Source organism: Leptospiraceae bacterium (assembly GCA_016708435.1).
Taxonomy (GTDB): domain Bacteria; phylum Spirochaetota; class Leptospiria; order Leptospirales; family Leptospiraceae; genus UBA2033.
Map to the genome: position 1 here is coordinate 90284 of JADJFV010000035.1, position 12397 is coordinate 102680.

Below are 12397 nucleotides of genomic sequence, written 5' to 3' on the forward strand. Positions count from 1 at the left end.
TGCCTTCGATCAGCGTTCGATTAGCCTTCGATCAGACAATGATAAAAAACGAAAGCAAACCGCACGGTTTAGGAGTGTAAGTCAATCTTTTGAATACGGTAATCCTATCCTATTACAACGAATCCATAACCTTTTGATGCAGGAAGTATAGGGGTTGTGTAAAGGCATGATTTTCTCACACTTCATGATCAGTATAAATGCGCCGCACACAGAAAAGAGTCAATAGCCCTATCGAGATCAATCCTCTTTGTGAACTCTGTGCACTCTGTGAGAAATATGAATAGGAATAAAGTTGGCACAGACTCATAAACAACCTCAGTGCCTCGGTGGCAAATTTCCTTAAAGGTACTTAAAACCCGTATAGCCTAATGGCTGTAAACCTCAGAATTTGGAGTACAAGCGGCTAATTGCTGTATGTACTAATCAAGCGTTATGCGTAATTGATGTTTAGTACAAGTAATGAAAATAAGGTTAAAATAAGATTTTTTTAGTTATAAAATAAAAAAATCCTTTAGCATTTCCCAAAACGTACCGTTTACTTTAATGAAATCAATCCGACATAAATAAAAGCAGGCACAAACTTGGAAAAAAAGCAACCTAACACACAACCTCTCAATGTGGTTCCATCGCAAAAGACGAATGATCCGCAAGCAGTAAATCCTTCTCCTAATTTTAAAAAAATCCTTTCTAGGTATGTAAACTATCGCGGGATCGACATCGTTCTTTATTTAAAAGATGGGACTGTTATTGAACTAGATAAGAATCGTAAGCTAGATGGGGATGTCGTGATTAAAAATGGCAAAGAAGGAATCGTTGCGAGAATTGAACTTTCTGATATCAGAAAGGCAGATTTCTTTGCTGCTTAAAAAAGCAATTCTAGACTCAAGAATCAAAAATATTTCTTGCCCTCTTATTAATTTTTAAAATCGTAGTTATATTAGTATTTCCCTGCCTTCTCGGTTTAGGGAAATAAACGTTTAAAAGGAGATTAGATGGTAGGAATCATTATTAAAGAGGGAGAATCCATAGAGGGAGCACTCAGAAGATTCAAAAGAGATTGTGCAAATGCAGGTATTTTAAGCGAAATCAAGAAAAGAGAACACTTCGAAAAGCCTAGCGTTATTAAGAAAAAAGCCATAGACACAGCTAGAAGAAAGCGTGACAAAAAGAAACGCATTTTCGCTAAAAAAGAAAAGATTTAATTAATCCCCAATAGGACTGTGTAAGAAAATTTATTTTTACACACCCCCTAAGGTATCCCTTTATATTTCGAATCCATCGGTATAGCTATGTCTTTACAAACTCAAATAAATGAAGATTTGAAGTCTGCCCTCAAGTCTAAGGAAGAGCCAAAACTCTCTACCCTTCGCTTGTTAAAATCAGATATTCAATACGAATTGACTAAGACCGGTGTGTCTACATTAAACGACGATCAGGTCATTGCTTTGATTAGAGCGAACTCCAAGAAGCGTCGAGAGAGCGCAAGTGAATACAGAAAGGCAAATAGGGAAGACTTAGCAGTCAAGGAAGAAACGGAAGATGCAATTCTTGCTTCTTATCTCCCTGCTAATATGCCAGAAGCCGAACTGAGAGAAGTGATTCTTCGCGTCATAAAGGAATTAGCCCCTAAGAGTCCTGCTGAAGCTGGCAAAGTAATTGGCAAAGTCATGCAAGAAGTAAAAGGAAAAAACGCAGACGGCTCTCTTGTATCTAGCTTGGTTAAATCCTTGATGTCAGAGGCATCTTAACAGTCTCTGTGCAAATTAGCACCGATTTCGTTCCACGTGTAAAAAGAGAAGTCGGGCTAGAAGCTTATATTTCTCGCTTTGTAAAACTCAAAAAGAATGGAAGGCGGCTACTTGGTCTTTGCCCCTTCCACAATGAAAAATCCCCTTCGTTTACCGTATCCCCCGACCTGGGAGTCTATCACTGCTTTGGTTGTGGAAAATCAGGTGATTTATTTCGATTCGTCATGGATTTTGAGCGAGTTGACTTTAATCGGGCAAAAGAAATTCTATCTGAATATTCTGGGATTCCGATTAAGGATGGACATGGGGGTAATAATGAGTTTGCTGAAAAGAATGCTCTTTATGCTCTCAACCAAAAATTTCTAGATTACTTCGTTAAGAATCTCAACTCCGAGGAAGGAAAGACGGCAAGGCAGTATCTAAAGACACGTGAGATATTAGAGCCGGAAATTTTACATTTTAAACTTGGCTTTAGTCTTCCCGGTTTTGACAATTGGAAGAAAATGTCTCTCTCCGAGGAAGAAGTTCGAAATGCAGTTAAACTAGGTCTACTAAAAGCAAGCGCTACGAACCGAAGTCATCTCTACGATTTCTATCGAGAAAGAATCATGTTTCCAATCTTTGAGCCAGGCGGTAAAGTCGCGGGCTTTGGTGGTAGAACGATTCAGACAAGCGAAGAAGCAAAATACATCAACAGTCCTGCTTCTCTTATATATGACAAAGGGAAGATGTTCTATAATCTTTTTAATGCGCAAAATTCCATTCGTAAAACCAAGACTGCTTTTCTTGTGGAAGGCTATTTAGATGTAATTGGACTTTTCTCGAAAGAGTTTGATAATGTAATTGCTCCCCTTGGAACTTCTTTGACCGAGAAGCAGGTTCGCACTCTTAAAAATTATGCAGATAAAGTAACCATTCTATTTGATGGGGATGGAGCCGGGCGCAAAGCTGCCTTCCGAGCAACAGAAATTTGCATCAAGGAAAATCTATCTGCGGATATTCTACTTCTGGAAAATGGCATCGATCCATTCGACCTTTCTAGGCAAAAGACCAGAGTGGAAATCCTTGCACTTTTTAGTAAACCAATTCCTTCCTCTGACTTTGTAATCCAGGAGACCATGCAGAATACGACTCCTGCCTCTAAGCCGGAGCAAAAGAAGAAAGCAATTGAAAATCTATTTCAATTTATCAAGACTCTAGAAAAAGAAACAGATAAGCAATCTTATTTAGCCGAAGGTGCCAAGTATTTAGGTCTAAGCTTTGCGGCGATTTTAAATGACTTCAAAAAAGAAGCAGTACCTAATTTTGAGCCTAAGAAAGACGATAATAGAAATAAGCCTGTAGCCAAACCAAATTCTACATCGCCTGCAATTAAATACGAAAGAAAACTGATTTCCATGCTAATTTTAAACGACTCCCTTTTACATCATATTAACGAGGTTTTAGACCAAGAATTCTTTGATTCTGAAAGTTCTATCCTACGTGACTTGATTTACAATCGTTTCTTGGGAAATGAAGAGATTAGCTATGAATCCATTTTAGATTCCGGTATTGATGATTCTACTATTAGCGCGATTACTCCGTTTATTATGGAGGAAGTCGAATTAAAAGAATTACCAGAAGAAGAAAAGGAACTCATTTTTAGAGAAGCATTTTTGCAACAGAGAAAGTTTGTTATTGATTCACAGATTAGTAAACTTTCCCTAAGTCAAAATTATTTAGAGAATTCGCAAACAGATTTAGAAAAGCTAATGGTTCTTAGAAAAGAAAAACAAACAATTCTAGAAACAATTGGATCGCTCAGTTTAGCCAAGAAAGAGGTAAATTAAAAAATGGAAAACTTACAAAGTCTCCCAGAAGTACAAAGAATTATCGCGATTGGTAAAGCCAATAGCGAAGTATCCTACGATGAAATCAATGAGATACTTCCTGATAAAATTTTAAACTCCGAAAAAATCGACGATGTATTTACGCTCTTACATGAATTGGGGATAGAAGTAGTTGAGGAATACAGTAAGAAGTCGGTTGAGGCTCCTGTAATTCCACCCAAAGAGGAAAAGCCTACCAAAAAGAAAAAAGAAACCTCTTCTATTTCTGCTACTTCAGAAGATCCGATTCGTCTTTATCTAAAAGAAATTGGAAAAGTAAGTTTGATTTCGGGGGAAACAGAAGTTTTCCTCGCTAAGAGAATTGAGAAGGGCGAAAAGATCATTGAAGAAACAATTCTTTCTTCTAGCATTCTTCGGGCTAACTTCGCTAAGCTCATGCCTAAGATCAAAAGCAAAAAGATAAAAGTCTACGAATTAGTAAAGGTAGACAAGCTGTATGCGCTAAACCAAAACGAAGCAGACAAACTCGAAAAAGTTTTCTTCTCCAATATGGACATCATTCAAAATGAAGAAAAAGTTTATAACGAGTCCGTAAACCGAATTAAAAAATATTCTGAGAACAGTAAGAAATACAAAGAGCTTAGAGAAAAAATTGAAATCACTTCTTCTAAGATTGATAATGCCACTCGTATGATTGGTGTATCGCAAAGAGAAATTCAAAAGATTTCTCAGAAGATAAAATCAATGGTATTTCGTATCAAAGAAATCGACAGACATTTTCTTAAAATCAAAGCTCGCTATGGTCATGATGTTAAGGAGATAAAGACGTTTAACCGCTTCATCGAGAAAAACGAGAACATCGAAGAAATTGAAAAGATGATGGGTATCGACATCGACGAAGTAAGAGAAGTCATCAAAGACATTCGCAATAACGAACGTAAGCTCCGTCGTATGGAACAAGAAGCCGGTTCCTCCACTATAGAGATTAAAGAGTGGGGCGAAAAAATCATGAAAGGGGAAAGAGAAATTTCCCAGGCTAAGAAAGAATTAGTAAAAGCTAATTTACGTCTAGTAGTTTCTATTGCGAAACGTTATGCGAACCGTGGTATGCATTTCTTTGATTTAATTCAAGAAGGAAATATCGGTCTTATCAAAGCAGTCGATAAATTCGAATACAAAAAAGGTTATAAATTTTCTACCTATGCAACTTGGTGGATTCGTCAAGCGATTACCCGCGCGATATCTGATCAAGCTAGAACGATACGTGTTCCTGTTCATATGATTGAGCAGGTAAACAAAGTTATCCGCGAGGCTCGTCTATTTGTGCAAGAATTTGGTCGTGACCCGACTAATGAAGAAATTGCAGAAAGACTGGGCTGGCCTGTTCAAAAAGTTAAGTCCGTTAAAAACGTAGGACGCGAACCTATCTCTTTAGAAATTCCTGTTGGCTCAGAAGAAGATTCTGAACTAGGAGATTTTATTGAAGATAAAGAAGTAGAGTCACCGCTTAATTCTGCTGCTGGAAGTATTTTAGCAGAGCAGATTCGTCAGGTCTTGCATACTCTTCCTGCTCGTGAGCAAAAGGTTATCCGTATGCGATTTGGGTTAGATGATGGTTATGCGCAAACTCTCGAAGAAGTAGGATATCAGTTTAAGGTGACAAGGGAGCGTATTCGTCAGATTGAAGCTAAAGCCTTAAGAAGACTTCGTCACCCGACTAGATCTAAGAAGTTGAAGGATTATATTCTAGATTAAAAAATAAGGGCTGAGTAAAAAAATGCAGGAGTCTATCTATTCGCGTTAAGCAATCAGATATTTTTTACCAGCCCCAAAATCAGACACACAATTTATCTAGTTAAATTATCGTCTGAGTTCAAAATTTACACTGAAACTTTTTTTATTAAAATTTGATAATATAGGATAAGAATATGTTAAATCTCTCTAGAAATTCTATAATAAGGTTGCCACAGAGTCACAGAGGCACAGAGAAAGGAGAGGATAGAGGATTTAATTTAACGAATAGGTTTTTAAAAAGTTTTTCTAACATTTCGAAAATTCTTAATGTATTTTCCCCCTCCGTGCCTCAGTGTCTCTGTGGCAAATCTATGCTACGCTTTATCGGGCGGGTTTTTGTTTTACTATTCATTCTATCACTGAGTGCGTGCTTTGAGTATGAAGAGACGATTAATTTTAAGAAAGGGTTTGCTGGATTTGTTGAGATTACATATACCGTGCCACTCAATAATAAATCAGACAATACTGTGATTAAGTTTCTTCCTATTTATGAAGATGACATTAACAAAAGAATCAACAAAGGCTTGTTTTCTAAAAATCTAAAGATCAAAGATTACACTCTCAAATACTTAGAGAAGAATGAAAAAGAAATCAATCCTATGTTTCAAAAAAAAGCACGCGTGAATTATAAAATTGAATTTAACGACTTAGCAGTGTTAGACGGAGTTCTACTCGGCTCTCTATTTGTCAAAAAACGATCTAACAATAGTATCAGCGTAAAGCGAGAATTCAAATCAGTTCTTAAACCAATTGACCAAACATCCACTACAGGCGAAAAAAAGATTTTATCTGAATCTACTCGTTTACTCGGAGAAGGATTCATTGCCTTTAGAGTCAACTTTCCGTTAACCTCAGAATGTCGCTCTAGTAAGGGAGATGTGAGTCTAGGCTCAGTCTATTACAAAATCCCTCTTGTGGATACTGTCGATAAGCCGGGACCAAAGTCCTGGGATTATACGATTACGATGTTGTATTAAGATGAATTCAATTCAGGGATTTTTGATTACTGTCACCTCGAATAGCTTCACCATGAGAGGTCTATCTTGCTTACCCTCGCTGCGAAGTTATAAACGCCTTTGTATACTATCCTATCGTTTCATTGCCAGATAGATTTCTCACATCCAGCCATTTGCTTAGTAGCAAATACAACCGCTAAGCGATGTTCGAAATGACTGTGTAATTCCTTACCTTAAGGACAAAGAGCAATCATCTTCTTACCTCGATGACCCTGAAGGCAGAACATTTGTTTTTACCTTCACAAGAACTTTAACATGCTCACCATAAGTCCCGTGTTGACAAGCATGAGACCTGCGACCCAACGAACGGTGGATGATCGAAAAAAAATGCTCGCCAACTCTTTTGCCTTTGCTTCATCGAATTTAGCACTTTTCAGCCGCTCGTATATTTTTAAAGAATCCATTGTATGTTCCATACCATAGTTAGGTAAAAAGAAAAGCATTTTGTGGTTCTTTTATGACAAATATCAGTTTATTTTTATTTACTGTGTTTAAAAAGAAAGTTGCAATTAAAAATAAATATTGTCTTTCTTGGATTTAGTTTATTAGAGAATAGTAAAAAAACGACCGCTGTATAGCAAAGGCAAAACCTAGATTAAAAACAACATAATCGAGGACTGTTCATTTGTATCCACGGTGGTAATCATTTAAAATAAGAGGTAATATGAATCCATTTATTCAATCAAAAGTTATGACAGCAGAAGATGTGGCAAATAGAATGCCATTACAAGGAACAATTGCAACGAGTGGTTTTACTCCTGCCGGTTACCCGAAAGTAATCCCTAAAGCCTATGCTGCAAGAATAGAAAAAGAGAAACTCGCCGGAAAGAATCCTTGGTTTAATCTATACACTGGTGCTTCAACCGGAGATGAGCTTGACGGAGTTCTTGCACGCACTGGATGTATGAAGAAACGTTTACCGTTTCAATCCTCTGCTGATGTTCGTAATCGAATCAATGCAGGAGAAATTGATTTCGTAGATATGCACTTAAGTCATGTGGCACATTATATCCGCGATGGAATTTTAGATCCAATTGATGTTGCAATCGTTGAAGCAGTAGATGTTTCCTCTGACGGTAGAATATGGTTAACCACATCTTCCGGGATGAGTAGAACTTACTTGCATCATGCAAATGAAATTTATATCGAATTAAATTCTCGTCCTCCATTGGAATTGAAAGGCTTCCATGACTTAACCGCTCCAGAGCAACCTCCTCATGGAAGGTCAGTTCCTATTAGCCGCGTTGATGATCGAATTGGTAGACCTTATGTTGTAGTCGATCCTGACCGCATAAAGGGAATTGTTCTCACTGATTTGGATGATTCTACTGGCGAATTTAAAGCTCCCGATCAAAACAGTGTATTAATTGCACAGCATATACTAGAATTTATTTTATTTGAGATTAAGAAAGATAGAATTCCAAAAGAATATCTTCCGTTTCAATCAGGTGTTGGAAATGTGGCTAATGCTGTATTATCCTGTATTGCAAAGGATAAAAGATTTCATGAAATTGAAATGTGGACAGAAGTATTACAGGACTCCATCTTTGATGTTCTAGAAGTTGGTAAACTTCGTTGTGCTTCTACATCGGCACTTACCTTTTCGAAAGCAGGTCATGAAAAGTTCTTACATGATATTAATGAGTTACGGTATAAGTTCATTATCCGCCCACAAGAAATTTCCAATCATCCAGCCCTTGTGAGAAGTCTTGGTATCATTGCGATGAATACAGCGCTTGAAGCAGATATTTATGGAAACGTAAACTCTACTCACGTAGCGGGAACAGGAATGATGAATGGTATTGGGGGTAGTGGGGATTTTGCGCGAAATGCTTACGTGTCTATCTTCATGGCACCGTCAGTTGCTAAAGGTGGAGCTATTTCTGCATTTGTTCCAATGGTTTCGCATGTGGATCATACAGAACATGACACACAGATCATCGTATCCGAGCAAGGACTTGCGGATATTCGTGGTTTGGCGCCAAGGAAGAGAGCTGAGGTTATCATCGAAAAATGTGTTCATCCTTCTTACCGAGATGCAATGCGTGAATACACAAAGGAATCCTATGCTACTGCTAAAACAAAGCACACTCCTCACAATCTAAAGAAAGCTTTTGATTGGCATATCAAACTTCTTGAAACGGGAAGTATGAAGTAACCGATTTCTTTCCATTTTAACTAGGTGCTCTGAGTGAGTGCCTGGTTAAATGCCGGACAATTCGCAGTATTCGCCTATAGGTATATCTCCATGGAGAGTTACGCCGGACAAGAATTTGAATACTTTTCCAATTTTAGAATCTTAAGGAGGTCGATAGCCTGAATTTAAACTACTAAAAAAAGAATTTGCTTGAAATTATTAGGATAACATTTACAATTCTCCGCATTAATGAAAATGAGTTTAGAGAGCAGGGAATAAAAAAATGAAATGGAAATCCTTAGATAAAAACTTACTACTACTATTAATCATATCTTTGCTACCACTTTGTAAACAAGGAACCGCGAATACTAAAGAAGACAAAGAATCCTTATTCACAAATTTTGGCTTACTCTTTAATAGATCCAATCGACTTACTGTTTCAGGCTCTGCAGTCAAAGGAATTATTAAAAACGGAAAAGTGTCAATCAACACTTTAGGAAAGGATGGGACATGTAATTCTTCTCGGAATATTGTAACTGGAACTACAGATATAACCGGATTCTACTCAATTACTTATGACAAAACAGGTGGAATGATTTGTGTTACCGTATCGGGGGAACAAAATACAACAATGTATGATGAGAAAACAGCAAAAGATTTATCTATTCCCTCTACTTCTAATTTTAAGTTAGTATCCATTCTGCCTGAAAGTAAATTTTCTAGTAACACAAAAAAAAATACTCTCCTATCTCCCTTTTCAAAATTATTATCCAAAAGAATGGAATCCTTAATTAAACAGTCAGGAGAAGGAGGAGATGTATCCGCACTTTACAGAAAGGCAAGTAAAGAAGTAGTCATTCGATTTGGTTTAAGTTCTGGTCTTTCAACTGCTTCTCAAAAAAGCAAATCGACTTTAGAAATAAATCCAAGCATCTCTGATTCAGACTATCCAGAATTGGATGATTTGGCAATTGAGCTAGACAACCCAAATAGCCCTATCTCTGCCAAAGCTTTTTCTGTGCTAGCTGGTTTTTCCCAACTTGCAAATTCTTACAAAAAAGGAACAGATGTTGATATATCCGATATAGATGCAATGATAGAAGCCTTTGCTTCTGATTTTGAAGATGGAGTTTTTGACGGGAAAAATAGTTCGGGAAACACAATTACAGTGGGGTCTGGCCAAAGGCAACTAACGTTCTCTTCCACTCCGCTCACTACCATTTTACTACCTGCCATTTCCACTTATCTACAAGAGGGAGGAAAATTAAATGTAGGTGTACCAGGAACGCCAACGTCTACCATCACGGTAACTCAATTTACAAATCAAACCCAATTTAATGATAATACTCCAATCCTATCTACGACAACTACTCCAACCAATACAACTCCTGTAACGACCACACCGACGCAAAATACCATTCCACCAAAAGTCCTTTCGCTAACGCCTACAAATAATTCTACAAATGTTTTAATTGGAACTCCTATTACCATTGTCTTTGATAAGCCAATGGACATTACAACACTTACGATGATTTCTATGGATGGCACTTGCGCGGGCAATATCCAATTATCCACAAATAATTTTACAACTTGCATGGGTGGAACGGTTTCTCTCTCTGCTGATCAACTAACAGTGAGTATAACTCCTAAAACTTCCCCCTGTGTTGAATCTACTTATACTTTGCAGTTTAAAGTATCAACTGGTGTTAAGGATACTACGGGTAATCCGCTTACCTCTGAGTTTTTAAATACAACTACATTTCAAACGCAACAGGCATTTGTTAGAGTAGGCATATCCGGCGGTTCAAATATTGTAAATGCATTGGCCGTATCTTGTAATACTTTGTTTGTAGGTGGAAATTTTACAACGGTTGGTAGTTCTACGCGAAATAATATTGCTGCTATTAATTTAGCAACAGGTCTTGAGACTCCAATTAATATGGGGACGAATAACACTGTTAATGCATTGCTCGTAAACGCAGGAATTGTTTATTTGGGTGGAATATTTACAAATGCAGGTGGTCAAGGTCGAAACAATGTTGCGGCTATCGATCCACTTACGGGAACGGCTACTCCCTGGAATCCGAATGGGAGTGGTCAAGTAATGTCTTTAGTTTATAACGGAGCAACGGTTTATGCAGGAGGAGCATTTACTACGATAGGGGGACAGGCTCGAAATCGAATTGCTGAATTAGACCTTGCTAACGGTAATGCAACTGCTTGGAATCCTAATGCTAGCCTTGGAACAATCAATGCGATAGCGTATGATGCAACTAACGTTTACCTTGGTGGAAATTTTACATCGGCAAATATTGGCGGGCAAACCTATACTCATCTCGCTGCTGTATCTCGAACTACCGGAGCAGGAGTTGCAGGCTGGTGTCCAACAACGACTACTTTTCCTGTAAGCGCATTGGTATTAACTGGTGGAGTTCTATTTGCAGGGGGAACTTTTGGTGGAAATCTTTGCTCACTCACTATCTATAATTTTGGTGGACTTAATCCAGCAAATGCGGCTAGTAGTGGTTATCCGTCAGGAGGAGGGACAGGGGCAGGTGCTGGGGTCAATGCACTTGCAGTGAGTGGGAATAATTTATATGTAGGTGGAGCCTTCAATGGGGCTGGTGCCTTTTTTAATCAGGTTAGAAATTATTTGGGATCGACTACTACTGCTGGGGTTCTTAATTCTTGGGATCCGAATGCGAACAATACTGTGAACGCAATCACAACCGTAGGCTCAGCCGTAATTATAGGAGGGACTTTTACTACGATTAATGGAGGCACGGCTGTGAATAGACTTACAATCGTTGATGCAAATACTGGACTCATTAGACCTTAGACAAAATCTAGAAATGCTCTAGAGATTGCTAAAAAACTTTTCTTTTTTAGTTTGAAATTTCTCTATTAGTCAGCAAAGTGTAATCTAATTATCTAAGGAGTCTATCTTGAATCAAAAAAGTTTTTCTAAATTTCTAATACTATTACTCGTGAGTCTTCTCATGAACTGCGGCTACAATCGCATACAGGAACTCGATGAAGAGGTTAATGCAAATATGGCGGAGATATTAAATCAATACAAACGTCGCGCTGATTTAATCCCAGGACTTGTAAAAATTGTAGAAGGCTATGCAAGTCATGAAAAAGAAGTGTTAGTTGAAATCACAAAGGCACGTAGTAGTGTAGGTGGCTTACAAGCGACACCAGAACTAGTAAACAATCCAGAAGCATTTAAGAATTTTCAAAACGCACAGAACTCTCTTGGCTCTGCTTTACAACGTCTTCTTGTGGTAACAGAGCGTTATCCTGATCTCAAAGCTAACGAAGGCTTTCGAGATTTACAAGCGCAATTAGAAGGAACAGAAAACAGAATCGCAGTAGCCAGAGGACGTTATATAAAAGCTGTTCAGGAATACAATGTCACCATTCGTCAATTTCCAACAGTGTTAACTGCTAAAATGTTTGGGTATGGAACTAAGACTTCTTTTACAACTGAGAATGAAGCGGATATTAAGAATTTGCCGTCTGATATTTCTAAACCACCTGAAATGGATTTCGGGAAGAAGAAATAAGATTTGCCACCGAGGTACGGATTCGATAAACTCACCGCAGGCGCCGACACAGAGGGAATTTTAATTCTATTCATGTACATCGTGTGAAAGAGAGTCATAGAAAATATGATTCAAATGAAGTATTGTAACAGAATCACAACTAACCTTAATTACGAAAACAAATAGAGTTTTTTAAAAAGAACTCTATTTCTCTCTCTTTGTCTCTGTGGCAATTAGCTATGTTGTGTAGTTACAATTGTGTAAAAAATTATTCTTGCTAGTATTCAGTCTCTTTGCATCCTGTTTGTCATCCTTTTTAATTTAG

Annotated in this window: 10 protein-coding genes; 9 read left to right on the forward strand and 1 reads right to left on the reverse strand. The window is 37.8% G+C overall.

Annotated elements, in window-relative coordinates:
- The first annotated feature begins 617 nt into the window (after nt 1–617).
- The 6 genes from IPH52_25690 to IPH52_25715 all read left to right on the forward strand — a co-directional run bounded on the left by IPH52_25690 (nt 618) and on the right by IPH52_25715 (nt 6348).
- The gene (locus IPH52_25690; protein MBK7058379.1) at nt 618–866 is read left to right on the forward strand and encodes a hypothetical protein; all 249 of its coding nucleotides are present in this window, start codon (nt 618–620) and stop codon (nt 864–866) included.
- Between the two features lie 126 nt (nt 867–992).
- A complete protein-coding gene (locus IPH52_25695; protein ID MBK7058380.1) occupies nt 993–1202 on the forward strand; it encodes a 30S ribosomal protein S21 in 210 nt (69 codons plus the stop codon).
- An 87-nt stretch (nt 1203–1289) separates the two neighbouring features.
- Nucleotides 1290–1748, forward strand: a complete 459-nt coding sequence (locus IPH52_25700) for a GatB/YqeY domain-containing protein (protein ID MBK7058381.1) — start codon at nt 1290–1292, stop codon at nt 1746–1748.
- Between the two features lie 8 nt (nt 1749–1756).
- Complete coding sequence (locus IPH52_25705; protein MBK7058382.1) at nt 1757–3577, forward strand: DNA primase; 1821 nt, start codon at nt 1757–1759, stop codon at nt 3575–3577.
- A 3-nt stretch (nt 3578–3580) separates the two neighbouring features.
- Nucleotides 3581–5332: an RNA polymerase sigma factor RpoD gene (rpoD, locus tag IPH52_25710; protein MBK7058383.1), complete on the forward strand. Its 1752-nt coding sequence runs from the start codon at nt 3581–3583 to the stop codon at nt 5330–5332.
- A gap of 350 nt (nt 5333–5682) precedes the next feature.
- Nucleotides 5683–6348 carry a hypothetical protein gene (locus tag IPH52_25715; GenBank protein MBK7058384.1) on the forward strand — a complete coding sequence of 222 codons (666 nt, stop codon included), beginning with the start codon at nt 5683–5685 and terminating at the stop codon, nt 6346–6348.
- A 278-nt stretch (nt 6349–6626) separates the two neighbouring features.
- Here the strand turns inward: IPH52_25715 and IPH52_25720 are convergent, their stop codons facing one another.
- Complete coding sequence (locus tag IPH52_25720; GenBank protein ID MBK7058385.1) at nt 6627–6830, reverse strand: hypothetical protein; 204 nt, start codon at nt 6828–6830, stop codon at nt 6627–6629.
- A 221-nt stretch (nt 6831–7051) separates the two neighbouring features.
- Here IPH52_25720 and IPH52_25725 point away from each other — a divergent pair, with 221 nt between their 5' ends.
- From IPH52_25725 to IPH52_25735, 3 genes are all read left to right on the forward strand, one after another.
- Nucleotides 7052–8545, forward strand: coding sequence for a succinate CoA transferase (locus IPH52_25725; protein ID MBK7058386.1), 1494 nt, complete (start codon nt 7052–7054; stop codon nt 8543–8545).
- 262 nt (nt 8546–8807) lie between these two features.
- Nucleotides 8808–11363 (forward strand): Ig-like domain-containing protein, encoded by a 2556-nt coding sequence (locus IPH52_25730; protein MBK7058387.1) that lies wholly within the window; start codon nt 8808–8810, stop codon nt 11361–11363.
- A gap of 160 nt (nt 11364–11523) precedes the next feature.
- Nucleotides 11524–12093, forward strand: coding sequence for a LemA family protein (locus IPH52_25735; protein MBK7058388.1), 570 nt, complete (start codon nt 11524–11526; stop codon nt 12091–12093).
- The last annotated feature ends 304 nt before the right edge of the window (nt 12094–12397 follow it).